This is a genomic window from Novosphingobium sp. HR1a, assembly GCF_015594425.1.
In the GTDB taxonomy this organism is placed as follows: domain Bacteria; phylum Pseudomonadota; class Alphaproteobacteria; order Sphingomonadales; family Sphingomonadaceae; genus Novosphingobium; species Novosphingobium resinovorum_A.
In genome coordinates this window covers 1-22580 of sequence record NZ_JABXWS010000023.1, presented here as the reverse complement: position 1 = coordinate 22580, position 22580 = coordinate 1, and the positions used below count along the sequence as shown (strand labels likewise).

Here is a 22580-nt window from a genome sequence, read left to right as displayed (position 1 = left end):
GTCGAAGCCCCCTGCGCCATAGCGCATAGCTAAAGACACCCAGCGGTCCCGGGTCAAGCCCGGGACGACGATCACCCCACCAGCTTGCGCGTGCGGCCGTAGAGGAACGCCACCAGCGCGAAGAACAGCGCGGTGCCGCCAACCAAAGCGGGAACCTCGAAGCCGTCGCCGACAAGCGCCAGCGGCGCATCGCTGCCCGATGCGGCGACGATGCCAGCGAAGGCGACGCCCCACAGGCTCTCGCCCACGATCATGCCCGTGGCGGTCAGCACACCCATGCGCAGCGCGAATTCGGGATCGGCGCGCTTCTCCGCCCAGCCGTCGTAGACCTTGCCGATGACCGAGCCGATCACGACGGGCAGGATGGCGCTCATCGGCAGGTAGATGCCGATGCCCACCGCAAGCGGCGGCAAGCGCAGGCGTCCGGCCTTGCCGAGCACTTCGTCGAGCACGATGAACGCCACGCCCGCAGCGGCGCCCCAGCCGATCATCGTCCAGTTGAGGTTGCCGCCCAGCACGCCCTTGGCCAGCGCCGAGATCAGCGCCGCCTGCGGTGCGGGCAAAGCGTTCGCCCCCGCGCCCGGCATCCCGGCGAACCCGAACGCGGTGTTGAGCAGATCGAGCACCGGCGGGATCACCAGCGATCCGAACACCACGCCGATCACCAGCGCGACCTGCTGCTTCCACGGCGTCGCGCCGACGAGCTGGCCGGTCTTGAGGTCCTGCAGGTTGTCGTTGGAGATGGTCGCGACGCCGAAGACGATGCCGGTCACGATCAGCGCATAGGCGACCAGCGCCGACGACGTCTCTGCGCCGGAATCGCGCCCGAACAAGCCGACCAGCATCAGCGATGCAGCAACGACGGAGAGAATACCGATACCCGACACCGGCGAGTTCGACGCACCGATCAGGCCCGCCATGTAGCCGCAGACCGCCGCGATCAGCAGGCCGAAGACGACGACGAAGACGACCGCGCCCGCGATCAGCACCAGTTCGCTCCCGGCCAGCGGACCACCGGCGATGACGCTCCACAGCAGCACCGCGATCGGCACCATCATCGCCAGCGCGCCGAGCGCCACGGCGGTAATGGGCAGATCCTGCTCCTCGATCGCCAGCGCCTCGCCGGCATGGCGCGCACGGCTTGCGGCCATGGCCGAGCGCACGCCGCCGATCACCGGCCCGGCGATCCGCAGCAGCGTCCACACCGCCGCCACGCCGATCACGCCCGCACCGAAGAAGCGCACATCGCGCGAGAAGATCGCTCCCGCCCAGGCGCCTACATCGCCCGCCATTGGGCTCTGCGCCGTCAGGATCGGCAGCAGCACCCACCAGCCGATGACGAGGCCCAGGAACATCGCCATGCCGACCGACAGACCGACAAGGTGCCCCACGCCAAGCAACGCGAACGACAGGCCGCCGGAAATCCCCGTCGCGCCAGAGCCGGTGCGAAACCACACGGCGGCCTCCCCGACGATCAGCCGGGTTTGCGTCAGCACCGCAAAACCCACGGACGCGAGCGCGTTCCAGACCAGCACGGAAAGGCCCTTCGCGCTTTCCTCCGCACCTTCACGAGAGCCCGAACCCACGCGCAGCACTTCGGCGGCGGCATGACCTTCGGGATAAGGCAGCGGGGTATCGACCACAAGCGCACGGCGCAACGGAACCGAGAACAGCACGCCGAGGATACCGCCCGTGCCGGTGATCGCGGCCGTCGTCCAGTACGGGAAGCCCTGCCACCAGCCGATCATGACGAGGCCGGGCAGCACGAAGATGATCGCTGCCAGCGTGCCCGCCGCGCTCGCCACGGTCTGGACGATGTTGTTCTCCCAGATCGTCGAGTCCTTGAACCCGCGCAGGATTGCCATGGAAATGACCGCCGCCGGGATCGAGGTGGCGAAGGTCAGCCCGACCTTCAGGCCGAGGTAGACGTTCGCGGCCGTGAACAGCAGCGTGATCGCCCCGCCCAGCAGGATGCCGCGCAGCGTCAGCTCCTTTGCCGAAGCCCTCGCCGCCGTCTGTTGCACCTCCATCGTGTCGTTCGCCATCGCGTCCCTGTCTGCCTGCATTTTCAAGCCACGCTTCTTGGCACGGTGGTCAAATGGAAGACAGTGCAAATCATGCCGGCGAAATCCCGCGGCAAATTCACGGGCTTTCAACGGCGAAGTTCACCGAGACGTCACATCGCTCGCGGATAAGGGCCGGCCATGGATACTCTGACGCACGCCGCGTCCGCCGCTCATGTGGCAGGGCAGAAATACGCCGGACCGCCGGTGCGCATGATCGTGCTCGCCGGTCGACACCCGCGCGAGACGGACGCTCTGGCCCGTCGCTTCGGGATGAGCCACAAGTGCCTCGTGCCGCTGGATGGTCGCCCTCTGGTCGCGCACGTACTGCAGACTGCCGCCATCCACCCGGCGGTCGAAAGCCTAGCCATATCCGTCGAGCGAGAGGCGTTCGAGGGACTGTTCGACGTTCTCTCCCAGCTACCCGGCCGGGGCATCGCCAAGCTGGTCGAGGCGCGGGAGAACCTCGTCGACAGCGTGCTGGCGGCGGCGCAGGGCTGGGACGGTCCGCTGCTGGTGACGACGGCCGACCATGCTCTTCTGACGCCTGCTTCCATCGATGCGATGATCGCCGCGCTCGATTCTTCCGACGCCGCCTTCGCCATGGCGTCGCGTGACGCGGTTCTCGCCGCCCATCCGCAGCATGCGCACCCGTTCCTCGAGTTCGCGGACGGCGCCTATGCCAGCTGCAACCTCTACGCCGCCGCCGATCCCGAGGCGTTGCGCGCGGTGGAAGTGTTCCGCGGCGGCGGGCGTTTCGCGGGCAATGCGCTCGGCGTGCTGCGGGCGTTCGGCTTCGTCAACCTGATCATGCTGCGCCTGCGCGCCAGCAGCCTGAGCGATGCGACCGAGCGCGTTTCGCGCCGCATCGGGCAGCGCCTGAAGCCGGTGGTGATGCTCGACGGCTCGCAGGCGCTCGACGTGGATGACGATCACACCCACGCCGCAGCCGAGGCCCTGCTCACCCTGCGCGGCGAGCCGGCCCGCACCTCTTCGGGTCCGGACCGGCTGCATCGTGCGTTGGGTTGATAGTCAGAATTTCAGGCCGATCCGCGCATACCAGAACCCACCGTTGAGGCCAAAGGGCGCAAAGCCGCCGTATTGCCCCGAACCATCCCAGGCGATCGCGCCGTTCTTGTCGGGGCGCACGTTGAACAGGTTGTTCGCGCCTACCGCCAGGTCGAGCGCCTCGGTGAACTGGTAGCCCACCTCCGCATCGGTCACCCACTTCGCCCCGAACGTCCGGTCCGATGCGGCGACGTTGCTGGACTCGGTGTACTGCCCGAAGCGCGTCGCGCGCAGCAGCGCCTTGACCGGGCCGGACGACCAGTTGCTCGTCAGCACCACTTTACTGCGCGGCAGTGCCACGACAAGGTCGCGCTGTGCCTGCCGCCCGAACAGCGTGACGTTGAGGCTGCTCAGCTCAGCCGGATTGTCGATCACGTGCAGGATCTTCGTGCGGTTGTAGCTGTAGGCGGCACTCAGGCGAAACGTGCCGAGCGAGGCCGTGTCCAGCGTATACTCGCCCACCACGTCGATGCCGCGCGTACGCGTATCGATCGCATTAGTAAAGAACTGCGCGCTGTCGACATCGTCCACGCCGTTCGCCTCCAAGATCGCCTTCACCGCCGAGCCGCCGTTGGAGGCCGTGCCGAGGAACTCGGTCTTCACGATGCGGTCGTCGATGCGGATCTGGTAGGCGTCCACCGTCAGGCGCAGCGGGCCGTTCTCGTAAGTCAGGCCTGCGGTGAAGTTCAGTGACTTCTCAGGCTTGAGCGGCTTGGCACCCAGCGCCTGTGCCGCGACGGAGTTGACCGGAAGGAACTTGGAGGTGGTCGAGACACGCTCGTCGCCGATGACGGTGACGGTGTTCTGCGTGGTCGAGAACCCGGTCTGCGCCAGCGACGGCGCGCGGAAGCCGGTGTTGACGCCGCCGCGCACCGCCAGCCCCGGCGCCAGTTCGATGCGGGTGCTGGCCTTGGCGCTGAAGGTGTTCCCGGCGCTGTCCGAATAGTGCTCGAACCGCCCGGCGAGACCCACGAACCAGCCCGGCGTCACGTCGGTCGCAAGATCGAGATAGGCGGCGAGATTGTTGCGCGAAAGGCTCGTCGCGTCAGCGGGCGAGGTTCCGGTAAACGAGACGAGGCCCGGCGACGGCGAGCGGCCCGCATAGAGGTCTCCGAACGCGGAGCCATCGTCGGGGATCACGTAGCCGCCGTCGCGGTAGCTGTCGGGCTCGCCCGCGACGTTCTGGAAGCGCTCCCAGCGGTGCTCGACACCGAAGGCGACGTTGAGCGGCTTGGCGAAACCGACCTCGAACTCGCGGCTGACGTCGATGTTGTTGACCCACAGGTCCTGCTTCTGGCGGCCCATGAAGAAGTCGGCCTTGCTGTCCGGCCCGAGCGAGGGGTTAAGCGTGTTCTCCGCCCCCAGCTTCACCGCATCACGGCCGTAGCTGGTGGACAGGTCGACCGCCCAGCCCGCCAGCTGCGTGCGCAGGCCAAGAGCCGCCTGCCAGTCCCACTCCCAGATGCGCCGATAGGCCTGGAAGCCCGCTGGATAGAGGTCCGGCAGCACTGACGAGCCCTGCGCATTCGCCTGCCCGCCGTAGCCCGTCGGCGACGCCACGTATGCGCCGCGCGCGTCCTTGATGTTGCGATAGCTCAGCGTCGAGAACGAATAGAGCGTCGTGTCATCACCCAGCGGCAGTTCGGCGTTGTAGCTGGTGTTGACGATCTTGTCCCGGTTCGAACGCCCGTAACCGCCAGCGATGACGTGATCGGCATCGGCCTCGCGCGGGTCGGGCTGGCCGTTCACGAGCGGGTAGACGTATGGGATTGCCTCGGCGACGGACTTGGCACGGTCGTGGTACTTGGCCTCCGCCGCGATCCGCACGAAGCCGCCGTCGCCGATACCTGCGCCGTAGGAACCCGCGACCTGGTAGAGATCGCCGCCGCCCTCGTACTGCTGCCCGCCGGTGAGCGAGATGTCGCCGCCCTGCTTCGTATTGTCTAGAATGATGTTGATGACGCCGGAAATCGCGTCCGAGCCGTACTGCGCCGCAGCGCCGTCACGCAGGACCTCGATACGGCCGACGGCGCTGGTCGGGATGAGGTCGATGTCCACCGGCGTGGAGCCGCCCGAAACGCGCGAAAGGTTGTTGATCAGCGAAGTCGTGTGACGCCGCTTGCCGTTGACGAGGACGAGCACATAGTCGCCCGAGAGCCCCCGGATCGCGATCGGACGGACGCTCGCGGACGTGCCGCCACCACCGAGCGCCGGCATCGTCAGCGAGGGGATGATATTGCCGAGGATTTCCTTGAGGCCGGTGCGGCCGGTGGACTTCAACTCCGCCGGGCCGATGACATCGACGGGAACCGGGCTGTCGGCGACCGAGCGCTGACTGTGCCCGCGCGCGCCGGTAACGATGATGGCACTGCCCTCGGCGGCGTCGGCAGCTTCCGCGGCGGCATCCGCAGTCGCCACCGGGATCGCCACGGAGGGCGCCTCGTCAGCATGCGCCACGCCGAATGGAACGAACGATACGCTGGCGGCAAGCGCGGCGGACTTGAAAATTTTCACCTGGAATGGCCCCTGAACTTGTGGTCTGTCCGGAGCTTCATGACATGTCTACTGATTTAGTAGAAATTGCGATCTCTTATCCGTTCTCAAGTTTTTCTTGATACAGCGTCGATCAGGCCGAATGCAGTGAACCCGCCGCAGCTGGAGCCGAGGCGGGTTCACTGCAGATAAGCCAATGCTTACCCCGCCGGCGCGAAAGCAGCCGCCAGCGGGCGGTCGCCCTTGACCTCTCCGAACTGACGGAAGGTATCGAGCACCACCTGCTGCTTGTCGATCACGCCCTGATCGATCGGAACCGGCAGACGGGCGCCGCGCCCCGCGAATTCCTTCGCGATCGGCAGGGGCAGGCCCGTCTCGGCGGCGAGGACCTTGGCGAATTCGTCGACGTGAGTGCTGGCCCACTGCAGCGCCTTGCCCTCGCGCTTGAGGAAGTCGTCGAGCAGCGCGCGCTTGGCCTTGATCGCGCTTTCGGGGGCGATGTCGAAGCCGTACCCTTGCGAGAATCCGCGTCCGTCGATGGCGATGCGGTTGCCCTCCGCGAGAGCCGCCGCGACGTAGGGCTGCCACGTCGACCAGCCGTCCACAGCGCCGGTCTGCAGTGCGGCGCGCGCATCGCTTGGGGAGAGGAAGGTGATCGTCACGTCCTTCGCGCCAAGGCCCGCCGCCGCCATCGCCCGCAGCACCAGATAGTGCCCGACGCTGCCGCGCCCGGTGGCGATGCGCTTGCCCTTGAGGTCCTTGGGGCCGTGGATGGCGGACGCCTTGGGCACGATCAGCGCCAGCGCGCCCTCGGTGCGTTCCTGCGTGGTCTGCGCGCCGATCGCCTTGATCGGACTGCCCGCCTGATAGGCGAACTGGAACGGCGCATCGCCCACCAGCCCCACGTCCACCGCCCCGCTGCCCAGCGCTTCGAGCAGGTTCTGCGCGGCGGGAAACTCCGACCACTCGACCTTGTACGGCGCCCCGTCGAGCGCGCCGGAGGCCAGCATCAGCGCCTTGGTGCCGCCCTTCTGGCTGCCCACGCGCAGCAGTCCAGTGTCGGAAGCCCCGCCCCGGCCGCATGCGGCCAGAGCGAGGCTGGTGGTCAGTCCTGCAAGCAGGTTACGTCTGTCGAGCATCAATCAGAGATCCGTCCACAAGGGTTCGTCGGCGATCAGGATACGGTGCAGTTCGCGCGGGAAATCGCCGTAGTTGCGCACCGCGAAGTGCACGCTGGCACGGTTGTCCCAGAACGCCACCGTGCCCGGCCGCCACGAGAAACGCGCCTGCACGTCGGGCCGCTTGTACTGGCGCAGCACTTCTTCCAGCAATTCGCGGCTCTCGGACAGTTCGATGCCCAGGATCTGCGGCTGCTGCGAGAAGTTGACCCACAGGATCTTCTGCCCCGTCTCGCGGTGAGTACGCACGATCTTGTGCGCTACAATGGGGTATTCGTGGCCAGAGAGTTCCAGCGCGGGCACGAAGTTGTGCGTCACGTGCTTGCTTTCGAGGCGCTGCTTCAGCTCCTCGGGCAGCGTTTCGTAGGCAAGCGCGGCGTCCACCCAGATCGTGTCGCCGCCCACTTCGGGCAGGTTCACGTCGCGCAGCACCGCGCCCCAGGTCGGGACCAGCCGCCAGCTGGTGTCGGAGTGATAGGCCTCGCCCGGCTTGACCTTGTAGCCCAGCTTCTTCTCATACTCGCGGTCATGCTTGGCGGCGATCGCGTGGACTTCCTTGTTCGCCGCGTCGTGCTGCGTAGTCGGGTGCGTGTAGAGGGGGCCGAAGTTCGCCGCGAAGGCCGCCTGCTGCGCGTCATCGATGGACTGGTCGCGGAAGAACACGACCTTCCATTTGAGCACCGCAGCGCGGATCGCCGCGCGTAGTTCGTCGGTCAGGGGTTTGGACAAGTCGACGCCCTCGATCTCGGCGCCGATCGTCGGCTGCACGGGACGGATGACGAGGCCCGCGTTGGCGGTATCGAACGTGGAAGCGGAAGTAGCCATTGTCGTGTCTCCTCTCTTCTCGTTTCAGGCCGCCGAGCGGGTCAGGCGCGCGGCGGTATTGCGGTTGACGGGCACGTCGAGGCCCAGGTTTTCGCGGAAGGTCTTGCCGGCGTAATCCTGCTTGTAGATCCCGCGCTGCTGCAGGATCGGCACGACCTGATCGACGAAGACCTCCAACTGGCCCGGCAGCGATTCAAACAAGTTAAAGCCGTCCGAACCCCGCTTCTCCAGCCACAGCTGGAAGCGGTCGGCGAGTTGTTCGGGCGTGCCCACGAAGCCGCCCTTGGGCGTCGCCACCCGAAGCGCGATCTGGCCGAGCGTCAGGCCCTGCGCGGCGGCGGCAAGCACCTTCTCAGAGGCGCTCTGGTTGCTCTTGAAACCCTCCTCGGCGACATGCGCCGGGAAGGCGCCATCGGGATCGTACTGGCTGAAGTTGTGGTCGTTGAACGAGCGGCCAAGCGCCCGCAGCGCGTTTTCCAGACTGACAAGGCCCGCCAGTTCGCCGTGCAGGCGCTCGGCCTCCTCCTCGGTCGAGCCGACCACCGGCCGCGCGCCGGGCAGGATGAACAGCTTCTCCGGATCGCGCCCGAAACCGCGCGCCCGCGCCTTCAGGTCCGCGTAGAACGCCTGACCTTCGGCCAGATCCTCCTGATGGGTGAAGATCGCCTCGGCATGGCGCGCGGCGAACGTGCGGCCGTCCTCGGACGAGCCCGCCTGGAAGATCACCGGCTGCCCCTGCGGCGAGCGTGAGATGTTGAGCGGTCCCTTCACCGACAGGAACTCGCCCTTGTGGCCCAGTTCGTGCAGCTTGTCGGCGTCGAGGAACTGGCCGCTGGCCTTGTCGCGCACCAGCGCGTCGTCTTCCCAGCTGTCCCACAGGCCCTTGACGACGTCGAGGTATTCGTCGGCAAGGCGGTAGCGCTCGGCATGGCCGAGGTGCTCGGCCTTGCCGTAATTGTCGGCGCTGCCGGCCAGCCACGATGTGACCACGTTCCACCCCGCACGCCCGCCGCTCAGATGATCGAGCGAGGCGAACTGGCGGGCGAGGTTGAACGGCTCGTTGTAGCTGACGGTGGAGGTGGCGACGAGGCCGATCCTGTCAGTCACCGCCGCGACGGCGGAGAGGATCGTCAGCGGCTCGAAGCGGTTGAGGTAGTGCGGCGAGGAGCGCGCGTTGATCGAGACGCTGTCCGCCACGAACAGGTAGTCGAACTTGCCGCGCTCCGCCGCCTGCGCCTGCCGCACGTAGAACGGCAGGCTGGTGCTGGCGTCCACTTGCGCATCGGGGTGGCGCCAGTCGTCCCAACCGGGGCCGACGCCGTGCAGGATGAAGCCGAGCTTGAGCTGTCTGTCTGCCATGTCAATTCCTCCTATGTCGTGAGGTCAGGCTATGCGGCGGGAGCGGGACGGACCAACGCGATTGGCTGATGTGAAAGTGAGTTGTGCCAATGGGTTCGGGGGCGGGGTCGCGTCGAACCCTTCGACAAGCTCAGGGTGAGCGGGGTGGGGGCAAACCGCCGCCGCCAAGCGAGCTGTGCGGGCCGATAGCTACCTCCAAACCCGCTCAGGCTGAGCTTGTCGAAGCCCCATCGCCCACACTCACGCCAGCCGGTTCACCCCGCCAGCGCGACCTTGCGCTGATCGCGCTCTGCCACCTTCTCGCGCACCAGCGGGATCAGTTCGCGGCCATAGTCGATCGCGTCTGCCAGCGGCTCGAAGCCGCGGATCAGGAAGTGGTCGATGCCGATGTCGTAGTATTCCAGCAGTGCCTCGGCGACCTGCTCGGGCGTGCCGACGAGGCCGGTGGAATTGCCCGCAGCGCCGGTCAGCGCGGCAACGCCGGTCCACAGGCGCGAGTCGCGGCGCCCCGAAGCAGCGGTTTCCAGCAGGCGCAGCGAACCCGCATTGGGCGGACGGTGGCCAGACGTCGGCAGACCCGCCGCCTCGCGGTTGGCGCGGACCTGCTCGACGATGGCGTCGGCCTTCTTCCAGGCGGCTTCCTCGGTATCGGCGATCACCGGGCGCAGCGAGAGCGAGAAACCGGGCGAGCGGTTATGCTGCGCGGCAGCGTGGCGCACGGTGCGCACCGCCTCGCCCACCTGTTCCAGCGTCTCGCCCCAGAGCGCGTAGACATCGGCATGACGGCCCGCGACTTCGATCGCCTCGGGCGAGGAGCCGCCGAAGAACACCGGCAGGTTGTCCGGCTTGATCGCCGCGAAGGCGCCGCGCGCCTGATAGAAGCGGCCCGAATGGTCGAACGGCTGCGCCGAATTCCATTCGCGCTGCAGGATATCGAGGTATTCGTCGGTGCGGGCGTAGCGTTCCGCCTTGGTGGTGCCGACATCGCCGTCGCGCGCCATTTCCTCGTCGGCGCCGCCGGTGATGATGTGCACCGCTACGCGCCCGCCGGAAAGCTGATCGAGCGTCGCCAGCTGGCGCGCCGCGAGCGTCGGCTGCGTGAAGCCCGGGCGGTGCGCGACAAGGAAGCCCAGCTTGCTGGTGATCGCCGCCGCATGGGCCGCGACGATCTGGCTTTCGGGCGAGGCCGAGCCGAACGGGATCAGCACGCGATCGAAGCCGCCCCGCTCCTGCTCGATCGCGGCGGCGTCCACATATTCCCGGTCGAGCACGCGCGAGCGGGTGGCGTTGTGGATTTCCGAGGTGTCGTTGAAGCCGATGTAGCCGATGAACTTGACAGTCATTGCGGTAAACTCCGGTTATGATTTCAGATGACGAAGAAGCCGTGGGTGCCGTCGCGCTGAAGCTGCGCGACAAGGCCGTATTCCCAGTCGAGGTAGGCCTGCATGGCGGCCTTGGGATTGTCGGTGCCCTCGTAAGGGCGCTTGTAGCGGCCCTCGGGTCCGCGCGGCGGGGGGGCGCCGTCGGGGCCAGTTTCGAGCGGGCCAGTTTCAAGGGCGGTGAAGTCGGCTTCCAGCACCAGCACTTCCCAGCCCAGCTGCGCTAGCCACGACGCGGTCATGTCCGCACGCGGGCCGAGGTCGTCGGCAAGGACGATGCGCGCGCCGCGCACGGGGGCGAAGTGGTCGGTCTCCTGCACCAGCTGGCCGCCGGGGGCATTGCGGAAGCCCGGAAGGTGCCCGGCGGCGTAGACGTCCGGCTGGCGCACGTCGAAGCGGTAGAGGGTGCGGTGCGTCTCGGCCTCGATGCCGGCAAGCTGCGCGGCGTCGATGCGGCGCACCCCGGCGCGGTAGGCAACTTCGCGGGCGCGGGCTCGGGCTTCGTCGACATCGCCGCCGAGTTCGACGCTCTCCTGCCGCCCGTGCTCCAGCTGCTGCCCTGCGAGGGTCCAGCCGATGGTGCCGTTGCGCAGCGCGAAGACGCGATTGGGCAGCCCCGCATTGATGAGCGACTGCGCGCCGATCAGGCTGCGGGTGCGGCCCGCGCAGTTGACGATGATCGTGGTGTCCGGGTCGGGCGCGGCGACCGGCGCGCGCAGCACCAGTTCGGCGCCCGGCACGCTGCGGCCGCCGGGGATGCTCATCGTCGCGTATTCGTCGAAGCGGCGCGCGTCGAGGATGGCGATGTCGGCCTTCTCGTCGATCAGCGCCTGCACGTCCTCGGCCGGAAGCGAGGGCGTGCCGCGCCGGTGCTCGACGAGTTCGCCGAAGGCCTTGGAGTAGGAATTGACGTCCTCGAACAGCTCGTAGCCCGCGTCGCGCCAGCCCTGCAGGCCGCCGTCCAGCAGATCGACGCGGGTGAACCCCAGCCCGCGCAGTTCCTCGACCGCGAAGGGGGCAAGCCCTTCGCCGTCATCGTAGACGACGACCTGCACATCCTTGCGCGGCAGGCGCCACTCGGCCTCGGCAGCGATGCGCGCCAGCGGGATCTGCGCGGCGAACAGCGGGTGGCCAGCGGCGAAGGGATGCTCGTCGCGCACGTCGATCAGCGCGATTTCGCTGCGGGCCAGAAGCGCGCTGCGGACCTGATAGGGGGTGACGGTCATGCTTTCCTCGAAATATCCCAGAGGTTGGCCCAAAGATTAGGCAACGTGGTGTTGGCGTAGCCGGAGATGAACGGCCGCTCCTCGCCGCTGGCGCGGTAAGTGGCGCGTTCGACGGCACCGATGTTGGCGCCGTAGACATGGATCGAAATGGAGGTTCGATCGGACTGCCCGTTCTCGACGCGGTGGATATCCCCCTCGCGCGGGTCGATCGCCTCGATCTCGCCGGGGTGGAGCGTGCGGGTCGCCCCGTACTGCACCAGGGCGCCGTCATGATCGCGGTGATGGAAGCTCTGCACCCTCTCGGTGCCGCTCAGTACGCCTACGAGGCCCCAGACACGGTGGTCGTGGATCGGCGTCGCCTGCCCAGGCCCCCAGACGAAGGACACCACACTAAACCGCTCGGCGCTGTCGCAGTGGAGCAGGTATTGCTGGTAGCGTTCGGGGTGCGGCCGGGCGTATTCCTCCGGCAGCCAGTCGTCTTGCGCGACCAGATCCGCCAGCAGGCCCCCGCCATCGCGCAGAATCCGGTCGAGATCGTCCGTATCGTCAAGCAAGCCGGCGAAGTCGGTGACGAACCGGCGCAGCGGCGACAGGTCCGTGGCGGTCGCTATCGGGGCGAACGCATTCACGGGCGCGCTCCGGCATGCAGCGCGACGATCTCCCCGGCAGGCCGTTCCTCGACCAGACCGCCCAGTGCATCGAGCAGGCGCTTGCGCAACGGCGCCGCCACGGTCGCACGCTCGGGGCCGCGCGAAGCAGTGATCCGCTCCTGCGCAACGATTTTCCCGCCGTCGAGCAGGACAATGCGGTCAGCGAGCGCGATGGCTTCGTCGACGTCATGCGTCACCATCAGCACCGCCGGGCGATGACGACGCCACAGCGACAGCACCAGTTCGTGCATCCTGAGGCGGGTCAGGGCGTCGAGTGCGGCGAAGGGTTCGTCGAGCAGCAGCAATTGCGGCTCACGCACCAGTGCACGGGCAAGGGCCACGCGCTGCGCTTCGCCGCCCGAAAGCGTCAGCGGCCAGGCTTCCAGACGGTGGCCGAGGCCGACTTCCTGCAGCGCCTCTTCCGCCAGTTGGCGCGCATTGCCGCGCTTGAGGCCGAGGGCGACGTTGCGCCAGACTTTCTTCCACGGCAGCAGGCGGGCGTCCTGGAACACCACGGCGCGCGAACCGGGGATGGTCACGTCCTGCCCTTCTACCGGATCGAGGCCGGCCAGCGTGCGCAGCAGGGTGGTCTTGCCCGAGCCGGAACGACCGAGGAGGATGACGAACTCGCCCGCCGCGATCTGCAGGTTCAGGCCCGAAATGATGGTGTTGTCGCCAAAGCGGCGGGTGAAATCGCGCAGACTGACGACGGGTTCGGACGTCACGGCGGGCGCGGCGGGCGAGGTAAAGTGATTCAGGCGAGCATCCACGGCAGGGTCCTTTCGGGGAGCGGGTTCACGCAGCAGGTTCATTGGGAAACGATGGAGGGGCGCCAGACGAGCGCGCGGCTCTCGACCGCGCGGACCAGTCCGTCGGCGGCAAGGCCCAGCACGGCGTAGACCATCAGGCACACCAGGATGATGTCCGTGCGCATGAAGTCACGCGCGTTGTTGATGAGGTAGCCGAGGCCCGCAGTGGCGTTGATCTGCTCCGCCACGACCAGCACCAGCACCGAGACCGAGAGCGAATAACGCAGGCCCACCAGCAGCGCAGGCAGCGCGCCGGGCAGGATTACATGCCAGACCTGCGCCGCGCGGCTGAGGCCCAGGCTGCGCGCGCCTTCGAGCAGGCGCACGTCGATCCCGCGGATACCGCCGTAAAGGTTGAGGTAGACCGGGAAGATCGAGGCGAAGGCGATCAGCGCAATCTTGGGCGTCTCGCCGATACCGAACCAGACGATGAACAGCGGCGTCAGCGCCAGCGTCGGGATCGTACGCTTGATCTGCATGAGCGGATCGACCGCGACCTCGCCCTGCCGCGACAGCCCGGCGACGAGCGCCAGCAGAATCCCGGTGGTCACGCCGATCGCCAGGCCCGCGATGATCCGCAGGAAGGAAACGGCGAGATTGTCGGTCAGTTCGCCCGACACCGTCATCGCCCAGAGCGTCGCCAGCACCTGCGAAGGCGCCGCGAGGGTCCGCTCGGGAATAAGGCCGGACCGGGAACCGGCCTCGAGCACCGCCAGCAGCAACAGCGGCGAGAGCCAGCGGGCAGAACCCAGCGAGCGGGCCAATCGGGTGAATGGGGACATGGACGAAGTGCCTCGTGTGGTCATGACCCGAAACTGGCACCTGAATGTCTACCAATTCAATGGAGAATGTTGTGCCGACCTATCAGCAACGCTCATAATGGCGCCTCGAAACGCTCATCCGACGCCCGGACGTGCGGAAAACCGGGCCGAAAGCAGAAAAAGGGCATGGGGACAGAATTGCTTGCCTCACCTAAATCTCTACTATTTTGATTGAGAATAAGTCATAACGCATGGATGCATGCAGGCCATCATACGAATCCTGGCCATCACACGAATCTTGAAAGCCCGCCGATGCCCGTGAATCTCCCGACAAACCTTCTGCGCAGCTTCGTTGCGATCGTCGATACCGGCTCGATGCTTCATGCTTCGGAGCGGGTTTTCGTAAGCCAGTCGGCGCTCAGCCTCCAGATCAAGCGACTCGAAGAGCTGCTGCAACAGTCGCTGTTTCACCGTGAGGGACGCCGCCTTGCGCTGACGGCGCACGGCGACCTGATGCTCGACTATGCACGCAAGGTGCTCGCCCTGCATGACGAAGCGGTCGCGGCGGTCACCGCCGGGCATTTCGCCGGGCCGGCGCGGATCGGCATGGTACAGGATTTCGCGGAACTGCTCCTGACCGGCCTCCTCGCCCAGTTCGCGGATTTGCACCCGGAGGCCGAACTTTACTCGCGGGTTGCGGGCACGGCGGAACTCCTCGACCTGCTGGAGCGGCGGCAACTCGACATCGTGCTGGGATTTGCCGCGCCGAATGACGGCCATGCGGTGACCACCGCGCCCATGTCGTGGTTCGGCAAGGAGGAACTGGCCGCGCACGAGACGATCCCCCTAGCCGTGCTGGAGACGCCCTGCCGCTTCCGGGAAGCGGCGATCCGCGCGCTGGAGGATGCCGGGCGCCCGTTCCGCATCACCGTGGAGACGCCCAATCTCACCACCTTGCGCGCGGCGGTGGATGCGGGGCTCGGCCTTACCTGCCGCACCGGGATGTTCCTGCGCGACGCGCCGCTGGGAGACGTCGGCCTGCCCTCGCTGCCGCATGTCTCCTGTGTGCTGCATACCGCGCCGGGGCTCGACGGGCCCACCCACCAGCTTGCCACACTGGCGCGCGAGGTGGTCGCCGGGCTTCCCAACTGATGGCGCTGCTTATTCGATAATCTCAAGCGGCTCTCAAGGCTTCTCGTTGGTCGCGGTGCCGGGCTTTCCATAGCTTTGGATGCGATCAACGATGAGGCTTACCGATGACCGAAACCCTGAACGACCGCTTCGCCGCGCTGCAGGCCGAACGCGAGCGCACCTGGAGCGCCGAGCAGCTGGAACGCAATGCAGCGCAGCGCCGGGTGCTCGTCGAGCGGCACGATCCGTCCGCGCAACCGAAGGCTGGCGACACCGTCGAACCCTTTACGCTGATCGATCAGGACGGGCGCGAACTGACGCGCGACACGATCCTTGCGGATGGCCCTGCGGTGCTCGTGTTCTTCCGCTTCGGTGGGTGCCCCGCCTGCAACATCGCGCTGCCGTGGTACAACGAGACGCTGCTGCCCGAACTGCGCGCCCGCGGCATTCGCCTGATCGCGGTCAGCGCGCAGATCCCGGTCGACCGGGACCTGATCGCGCGCCATGGCCTGGGCTTCACCGTGGCTTCGGACCCCGGTTATGCGCTCGGCCGCCAACTTGGCATTACCTTCCTGCCTGACGAGCAACCCGCCGTCCCACACGGCCAGCCCTGGATCGGCGCGACACTGGGAACAGGCAGCTACGAGATCGACCAGCCCGCCATCCTTGCCCTCGCGCCCGACGCGACGGTGCTGTTCTTCGAGGCCAGCCCCGACTGGCTGAGCCGCACCGAGAGCGAGACGATCCTCGCCGCCCTGCCCGCTCGCCAGACCGTCACCACCGGCGCCTGACCTTGCTTCAAAGTCCCTCGCCGCCGACCCAGTGCTCGTCGGCGAGGAAGCGGGCAAGGCCCCACACCTGACGCCGGATATCGGGCACGGCGACGATCTCCCAGGCCTCCCCCTTGGTGATCGGCCCGACCGCGAGCAGGCGGTCCTGCGCATTGCCAGCGGCATCGCGCACCCGGCCGAGATGGTCGACGTCCACCCCAAGGCCGTGGGCGTCGCCGCGAATATGTCCCGCCTCGAGCAGATGCGTCAGGACCGGCGCCTCCACCCGGCGCAAGTCGCCGTCCGGCCCGGCGCAGTTGAACACGCGGTCCACCGCGATCGCCTCGATGCCGTCCTGACCACGCGGGCGATAGTGCACCACCGCCTGCCCGCCGGCTTCGTCGGCTCCGCACAGCTTGCCCGCCACGTACTGCAGCCGCCCGGCGCTCTCCATCGCTTCCAGCCGCTGCGCGACCGAGGGGGCGAGGCGGTGGCGGTGAATGTCCCAATATGGCCGCAGATGCCGCAGGAAGCGGGCCTGCGCGGCGGTCGAATGGCGGCGCCAGATGTTCTGGGTGTGGGGTCGCAGAGCATCCACCGCGCCGCGCCAGCCGATCTCCTCCGCCCGGCGCCGCACGGCGCGGACGAGGTCCGCGCCGCGCAGATCGGGGTCGGAAATGGGAACCACCACCGGCCCGCTCTCGGCGTGGGCGAGCGGCTTGAGCCCCCGGCGCGAAAGCACCGTGACCTTGCCGCCGAACCCCGAGCTTTCCAGCGACAGCACCACGTCGGCCGCCGTCAACCCGCTGCCCACCACGAGGACGTGGTCGAGCGCGGCGAGGCCCTCGATCGCCGAGCGATCCCAGGGATCGGGACTGTAGAGGTGCCCCGGCAGCCCCTCCAGCACGCCATGAGGCGCGGGCGGGAAGTTGCCCAGGGCCAGCACCACCGCGCGGCAATCGACGACGTCGCCGTCGGCCAGCCGCACATGTGCCGCGCCATCGCCGAAATCGACCGAGCATGCCTCGCCGTCGATGACCTGCGCGTCGGGACCGGCCTTCGCCAGCGCCTCGACCAGCAGTTCGCGCAAGTAGGTCCCGTAAGTCAGGCGCGGCACGAAGCGGTTCGCCTCGTCGGCGTCGGCGAAATCCATCCAGCGGGCGAAGTGCTTCGCATCGTCGGGGAACGCGCTCATGTTGGAGGCGCGCACGTTGAGCAGATGCTCCGGCCGCCGCGTACCGAACGCCACGCCCTTGGCAAGCTGGGCGGAATTACGCTCGATCAGGGCGACCTTGACGCCGTAGCGCAGCAGGTTGATCGCCAGCAGCGTCCCGCTGAACCCTCCTCCCACGATCGCGATGGGCAGGTCGCGGGCGGCATTGTGACTGATCATGAAAAGATAGGTTCCCGGCAAGCTGATGAGGCTGGCTAACAGGAAATGCCCGCCGCGGGGTATTTTTTGTCCTCATAGATTGCGCCGAATCGCTTCGGTCGGTCGCTGCCGTTAACCATTTCTAGTGACCTTCGGTTTATACGTATGGCCCTGATCAAGGTTGGGGCATGCCGGTTAGGTCGCATCTCGTCTTCGTTTGGCTGCTTCTGGCGGCGCTGTTCTGGTCGTCTTCCGCGCGGGCGGAGATCGTCCGGATGCGCTCCGACGTCTGCTATGCCACCGCGCCGGCGGACTATCCGGCCACTGCCGCCTCGGTCGCGCGGCTGAACTTCGACTGCACCCGCGTGCCTGACCATCCCGCCTACGCCAAGGGCTGGGCATGGCTGAAGCTGCGCGATCCGCGCATGCTGTCCGGCCTGCCTTCGGGTTGGCTCCTGATGACCGACCAAAGCCGGTTCGAGCGCATGACCATGCTGGTCGTCGATACCCAAGGCCGCACCCGCACCGCCACGATCGCGCCCGGCGCCGTCGGCGACCACTGGGCGCTGGGGGGCATGTTACGCTTCGCCGTCGATCCGCCGGGCGCCCGCGTCCGCGATGTCTACATCGGCTACCGCAACCTCGACGACCTTTCGCTGATGCGCAAACTTTCGGCGATGAGCCCGCAGAGCCTGCTGCGGCTCGAAGGCATCTGGCTGGCGCTGATGGGTGTGTTCGCGGGCGCCATCTTCTCCGCGTTCGCTTACAACCTGCTGATCTACACCGGCCAGCGACTGGTCTTCCAGCGCTGGTATCTCGTGTGGTCGCTGCTGGTCCTCGCCTATGGCCTGACCTGGACCAACGTGCTGGCCTTCGCCTTCCCCGAATATGTCGGCCCGTTCGCGGTGACGACCGACTATCTGCTCGTCGCCGGACTGATCGCGGCGGGGAACATGTTCTTCCTGGCCGTCATCGAGGAAGGCGTGCTGCCGCGCTGGCTGGTGCGGTGGGGGAAGATCTGCGCCTGCCTCAACATGGTGGTCGGCGTTCTCGCCGCCTTCGTCCCCGTCGCTGCGCCGGTCGTGCTGGACCGCTGGCTCAACGTGGTCTTCGTCCTCAGCGCCGCCAGCGTCGGCGTCGGCATAGGTATCGCCCTGCGGGCACGCAGCCGTGTCGTGTGGTTCTACCTTGCCGGGTGGACCCCGGTGCTCTCGGTCTTCGCGCTGCGCGTCAGCCGCAATTTCGGGATCACGGTGCAGGACGACGTGGTCGATATGGCCACTTTCGCCGCGCTCGCGTTCGAATCGATCGCCCTGTCGCTCGCCATCGCCGACCGCTTCCGCCTGCTCGGCAAGGAGCGCGACACCGCCGAGCAGGCCCGCAAGGTCGCCCAGGTCGAGAGCGAGACCTTCCGCCGCGCCGCCCAGACCGACTACCTGACCGGCCTCGGCAACCGCGCCGCCTTCCAGTCCGCGCTGCGCACGATGTGCGAGGATGCCGCACGCTCCCCCTTCATGCTGCTGCTGATCGACGTCGATCATCTCAAGCACATCAACGACCGCCTCGGCCATGACGGCGGCGACCTGCTGCTCGGCAAGGTCGGACGGGGCCTCGTGGCCGCAGGTGGTCCGTCCGCGCACGTCTCGCGCATAGGCGGTGACGAGTTCGCGATCCTGCTGCCGTGGGACCCCGTGGCGGAACTGCGCATCCGCCGCGCGCTGGACGAACTGCAGGGTGCGACGCTGACGCACGGCGGCCGCAGCTGGGCCTTGTCGCTCAGCATCGGCCTTGCCTGCTTCCCGCAGGATGCCGCCGAACCCGATGTGCTCGCCAAGAACGCCGACCTCGCGCTCTATCAGGCCAAGCAGGAAGGCCGCCGACGCCTGCTCGACTACGCCCCGCACTTGCGCGAGCAGCTCGACAGCCGGCAGCTGTTCGGACTGGAAGCGCGCCAGGGCATCGAACGCGCCGAATTCTCGCTCCATTACCAGCCCATCGTCGATATCGATACCGGCGCGATCGGATCCTACGAAGCGCTCCTGCGCTGGCAGCACCCGGTCCACGGGCTGATGACACCGGCCGTCTTCGGCGACATGCTGAACGAGCGCAAACTGGGCCTTGCGGTGCAGCAGCACGTGCTGGACATGGGCCTCGCCGCCTTGCGGGACCACCCGGAGCGGATCCCCAAGCTCTCGGTCAACCTGATCGCCGCACAGCTCGACAGCCCCCACGCCGCCGCCCGCCTGCTGGCGCGGATACGCGACTATGGCATCGCGCCCGAACGCCTGTGCATCGAGGTGACCGAGGACTTCGTGCTCGGCCGCGCGGTGGACGAGACCGCCAAGGCGCTCGACCTGCTGCACGAGGCAGGCGTGACGGTGGCGCTCGACGACTTCGGCACCGGCTATGCCTCGCTGATCCATCTCAAGCACCTGCCCTTCGACGTGCTCAAGATCGACCGCTCGTTCACCCTCGGCCTGTTCGACGACGACGGCCAGAGCGAGGCGATCATCCGCGCCATCATCGGGCTTGGGCAGGGCCTCGGCAAGCAGGTCGTGGCCGAGGGCGTCGAGACCGAAGAACAACGCCGCAAGCTGGCGGAGATGGGCTGCAGGCTCGGCCAGGGCTACCTCTTCGCCCGCCCGGCCCCGATCGAGACTTTCGCATCGGCCGGTGCATCGGCCTGCGCGGCCTGACGCTTCAGGGCGAAGGCGCGGCGTCGGATTCGCGGCGGATCAGTTCGAAGGTCATCCGTGAATGGCGCGGCGCCGGACGGCGTCCCTCGCGGACGGTACGGATGTCCTCGACCAGTTGCAGCACCGCCGCGCGCGACATGTCGGCGATCGGTTGGCGGATCGTCGTCAGTTCCGGCCAGGTCGTAGTCGCCTGCGGGGCATCGTCGAAGCCGACGACGGTGAGGTCGCGCGGCACGTCCAGCCCCATGCGATGCGCCACCGAGACCGCTGCCGCCGCCATGTCGTCGTTGCTGGCGAAGATCGCGGTCGGCCGCCCGGCCAGTGCCAGCAGCTTCTGCGCCGCGTCGAGGCCCGACCGGTAGGTGAACTGCCCCTCGACCACCAGCGCCGGGTCCGACACCAGCCCTGCCTCCCCCAGCGCATCGAGGTAGCCGTAAAGGCGCAGCGCCGATGCGGTCTGGTCGGGATTGCCGGAGACGAACCCGATCCGTTCGTGCCCCTGCGAAAGCAGGTGCCGCGTCATCGCCGCCGCCGCCGCGCGGTCGTCGATGTTGACGGACGAGAGGAACACCGCAGGCCGCCCCGAAGCCACCGCGACGGCGGGAAGCCCGGCCTCCTGCAGCAACTGGTGCATGTCGTCGGCGTCGCAGAGCGGCGGCGGCAGGATCAGCCCGTCCACCCCGCCGTCGATCAGGCGCCGCACGATTTCGGCGCGCTCTTCCGGGTTGTCGCAAAGCTGCACCACAAGCTGAACGTTGGCCCGGCTCGCCTGGTCGAGGCTACCGACAAGGAATTCGTTGAGATAGCCGGCGCTGGGATTGCTGTAGAGCAGGCCGATGCGGATCTCGCTCGCCGCCGCGAGGTTGCGGGCGGCGGCACTCGGCGAATAGTTCAGCGCCTTGATCGCAGCCTCGACCCGCTCGCGCGTTTCCTCGCGCACGTTGGCCTTGCCGTTCATCACGCGCGACACCGTCATCAGCGAGACGCCCGCCTCGCGCGCCACGTCGGCAATGGTGTTCCCTGCGCGCGAACGGCGCGAGGAGCGCGGGCGCATGGGCGATCCGCCGATATCGTCTGCCATGCGCGCCTCTACTCCCTGCCTGCACCCTCGCTGCTAACGCGCCGGCGGGCCGCTTGCAATGTGATCGATTGATGGCGCCGGGCGCGCACGGACCATCCTGTGACGGGCATCTCTGTCGCCAGGCCGTCATCCCAGCGAAGGCTGGGACCGCTGGCCGAGTAAGGCCCAACCCTCGACAGGGCGTCCGGACGCTAGTTGGCCGTAACAGGCCAGCGGTCCCAGCTTTCGCTGGGATGACGAGGTTGTGCGTGCAGTTAGCGCACGCGGAAATACCCGCTGGCGAGTGCGGGCCATTACGCCGGGGAAATCAACGCATCCGAAGGTAACATCGGGTCGGCGTCGGGAGCGTCCAAGCAGGGACGCGGGGTTTTGTTTTCCGTGAAGCTCTGGCGAGCGGCCGGGTAACTCACGGTGCAGCCCGGCTCGACCTGTATTCCATCGGAAAGTCCCATGTGGCCGTCGTTAGGGTTCGCGTCGTTATCGGCCGAAGGCTATCCGGGATGGCCCTCCCATGCCCTGCCGTATGTCGCAGGAACGTATGGACGGCGTTTCCGGTAGCGCAGAGACAGTCCGGGTCTTCGAACGGACGCGTGGGTTGCATGGCCACGGCTGAAACCGCATCCCGGCCCACGACGCCGACCCGATACACCGGAGCGACGTGATCTGCACCGCTCCGGATGCTGGGCCATATAACCCATGTGGTTATAAATGTCAAGCTCGAAGGGCTGCGCCCGTCATCCCGGCGAAGGCCGGGACCGCTGGCCGTGAACAGCCCACCTCTCGCGAGAACGCCTTGCCGCGCGCCATAGCCTCAAGACCTGCCAGCGGGACGACGAATGTTGGAACTACGACAGGCGATCATTGCGATCCGGGCGAAATCCGATCCGCCATGCGCATTAGGCGCCGCGCCCGGCTTGCGCTTTGACGGCCATCACCATTTCCCACGCTCAGCTAAGGACACCGACATGATCACCGGCGCCATCCTCATCGGCCGCGAAGAAGCGCAGACGCAAGCAAGTTATGCCGCCATCAACCCCGCGACCGGCGCGGCGCTGGAGCCGCACTTCGCCGCCGCGGGCCTCGCCGAAGTGGAGCGTGCCTGCGCGCTGGCGGACGCCGCCGCGATTCCCTTTGCCGAAGCCGAGCCGGAAACCCGCGCGGTGTTCCTCGAAACCATCGCAGACGAGATCGTGGCGATCGGCGACATCCTGATCGAACGCGCCATGGCCGAGACGGGCCTTCCCCGCGCCCGTATCGAGGGCGAGCGGGGCCGCACCGCCGGCCAGCTGCGCCTTTTCGCGCAAGTCCTGCGTGAAGGCAGCTGGGCGGGACTCACCATCGATCCCGCCCTGCCCGAGCGCGCGCCGCTGCCGCGCCCGGACCTGCGCGTGCGCAAGGTCGCGCTTGGCCCGGTCGTGGTGTTCGGCGCCAGCAACTTCCCCCTCGCCTTCTCGGTCGCGGGCGGAGACACCGCCTCGGCTTTCGCGGCAGGCTGCCCGGTCATCGTCAAGGGCCACTCGGCCCATCCCGGCACCGGCGAACTGGTCGCCCGCGCGATCCAGCGCGCGGCGGCGCTGTGCCATCTGCCCGAGGGCGTGTTCTCCTACCTCCCCGCCACGCGTGAGGCAGGCACCGCGCTGGTCGCCGACCACCGCGTCAAGGCGGTCGGCTTCACCGGATCGCGCCCCGGCGGCATGGCGCTGATGCGCACCGCCGCCG

At 67.7% G+C, this 22580-nt stretch carries 17 protein-coding genes; 5 read left to right on the top strand and 12 right to left on the bottom strand.

The window, feature by feature from the left end; genetic code table 11:
* Window positions 1–71 precede the first annotated feature (71 nt).
* Window positions 72–2030, bottom strand: coding sequence for an OPT family oligopeptide transporter (locus tag HWN72_RS03825; RefSeq protein ID WP_211149939.1), 1959 nt, complete (start codon window positions 2028–2030; stop codon window positions 72–74).
* Window positions 2031–2204: 174 nt separating this feature from the next.
* Between HWN72_RS03825 and HWN72_RS03820 the strand changes: the two genes are divergently transcribed.
* Complete coding sequence (locus HWN72_RS03820) at window positions 2205–3092, top strand: nucleotidyltransferase family protein (RefSeq protein ID WP_211149894.1); 888 nt, start codon at window positions 2205–2207, stop codon at window positions 3090–3092.
* Window positions 3093–3095: 3 nt separating this feature from the next.
* Here HWN72_RS03820 and HWN72_RS31780 read toward each other — a convergent pair whose 3' ends face one another.
* The 9 genes from HWN72_RS31780 to HWN72_RS03775 form a co-directional block, all read right to left on the bottom strand.
* Window positions 3096–5645 carry a TonB-dependent siderophore receptor gene (locus HWN72_RS31780; RefSeq protein ID WP_211149893.1) on the bottom strand — a complete coding sequence of 850 codons (2550 nt, stop codon included), beginning with the start codon at window positions 5643–5645 and terminating at the stop codon, window positions 3096–3098.
* A gap of 179 nt (window positions 5646–5824) precedes the next feature.
* Window positions 5825–6763, bottom strand: a complete 939-nt coding sequence (locus HWN72_RS03810; protein WP_211149892.1) for an ABC transporter substrate-binding protein — start codon at window positions 6761–6763, stop codon at window positions 5825–5827.
* Between the two features lie 3 nt (window positions 6764–6766).
* Window positions 6767–7627 carry a TauD/TfdA family dioxygenase gene (locus HWN72_RS03805; protein ID WP_008829010.1) on the bottom strand — a complete coding sequence of 287 codons (861 nt, stop codon included), beginning with the start codon at window positions 7625–7627 and terminating at the stop codon, window positions 6767–6769.
* 24 nt (window positions 7628–7651) lie between these two features.
* On the bottom strand, window positions 7652–8986 hold the full coding sequence (locus HWN72_RS03800; RefSeq protein WP_008829009.1) for an LLM class flavin-dependent oxidoreductase: 1335 nt from the start codon (window positions 8984–8986) through the stop codon (window positions 7652–7654).
* A gap of 254 nt (window positions 8987–9240) precedes the next feature.
* Window positions 9241–10329, bottom strand: a complete 1089-nt coding sequence (locus HWN72_RS03795; protein ID WP_211149891.1) for an LLM class flavin-dependent oxidoreductase — start codon at window positions 10327–10329, stop codon at window positions 9241–9243.
* Window positions 10330–10352: 23 nt separating this feature from the next.
* Window positions 10353–11591: a rhodanese-like domain-containing protein gene (locus HWN72_RS03790; protein ID WP_211149890.1), complete on the bottom strand. Its 1239-nt coding sequence runs from the start codon at window positions 11589–11591 to the stop codon at window positions 10353–10355.
* Complete coding sequence (locus HWN72_RS03785; protein ID WP_211149889.1) at window positions 11588–12220, bottom strand: cysteine dioxygenase; 633 nt, start codon at window positions 12218–12220, stop codon at window positions 11588–11590. The genes HWN72_RS03790 and HWN72_RS03785 overlap by 4 nt, the downstream gene beginning before the upstream one ends.
* Window positions 12217–13011, bottom strand: a complete 795-nt coding sequence (locus tag HWN72_RS03780; RefSeq protein ID WP_008829005.1) for an ABC transporter ATP-binding protein — start codon at window positions 13009–13011, stop codon at window positions 12217–12219. Before HWN72_RS03780 ends, HWN72_RS03785 begins: the two co-directional genes overlap by 4 nt.
* 38 nt (window positions 13012–13049) lie before the next feature.
* Window positions 13050–13832: an ABC transporter permease gene (locus HWN72_RS03775; RefSeq protein ID WP_211149888.1), complete on the bottom strand. Its 783-nt coding sequence runs from the start codon at window positions 13830–13832 to the stop codon at window positions 13050–13052.
* Between the two features lie 291 nt (window positions 13833–14123).
* Between HWN72_RS03775 and HWN72_RS03770 the strand changes: the two genes are divergently transcribed.
* Together HWN72_RS03770 and HWN72_RS03765 are read left to right on the top strand one after the other, a co-directional pair.
* Window positions 14124–14963, top strand: coding sequence for a LysR substrate-binding domain-containing protein (locus HWN72_RS03770; RefSeq protein ID WP_037518375.1), 840 nt, complete (start codon window positions 14124–14126; stop codon window positions 14961–14963).
* 104 nt (window positions 14964–15067) lie between these two features.
* On the top strand, window positions 15068–15733 hold the full coding sequence (locus tag HWN72_RS03765) for a peroxiredoxin-like family protein (RefSeq protein WP_211149887.1): 666 nt from the start codon (window positions 15068–15070) through the stop codon (window positions 15731–15733).
* A gap of 7 nt (window positions 15734–15740) precedes the next feature.
* Here HWN72_RS03765 and HWN72_RS03760 read toward each other — a convergent pair whose 3' ends face one another.
* Window positions 15741–17105: an FAD/NAD(P)-binding protein gene (locus HWN72_RS03760; protein WP_008829001.1), complete on the bottom strand. Its 1365-nt coding sequence runs from the start codon at window positions 17103–17105 to the stop codon at window positions 15741–15743.
* A 167-nt stretch (window positions 17106–17272) separates the two neighbouring features.
* Between HWN72_RS03760 and HWN72_RS03755 the strand changes: the two genes are divergently transcribed.
* Window positions 17273–19780, top strand: coding sequence for a bifunctional diguanylate cyclase/phosphodiesterase (locus HWN72_RS03755; protein ID WP_211149886.1), 2508 nt, complete (start codon window positions 17273–17275; stop codon window positions 19778–19780).
* Between the two features lie 4 nt (window positions 19781–19784).
* On the opposite strand, the gene HWN72_RS03750 is transcribed toward HWN72_RS03755, so the two are convergent.
* Window positions 19785–20861, bottom strand: a complete 1077-nt coding sequence (locus HWN72_RS03750) for a LacI family DNA-binding transcriptional regulator (protein WP_248005797.1) — start codon at window positions 20859–20861, stop codon at window positions 19785–19787.
* Between the two features lie 965 nt (window positions 20862–21826).
* On the opposite strand from HWN72_RS03750, the gene HWN72_RS03745 reads away from it, so the two are divergent.
* Window positions 21827–22580 (top strand): aldehyde dehydrogenase family protein (locus HWN72_RS03745; RefSeq protein ID WP_211149885.1); only part of this gene is annotated, 754 nt, incomplete at its 3' end.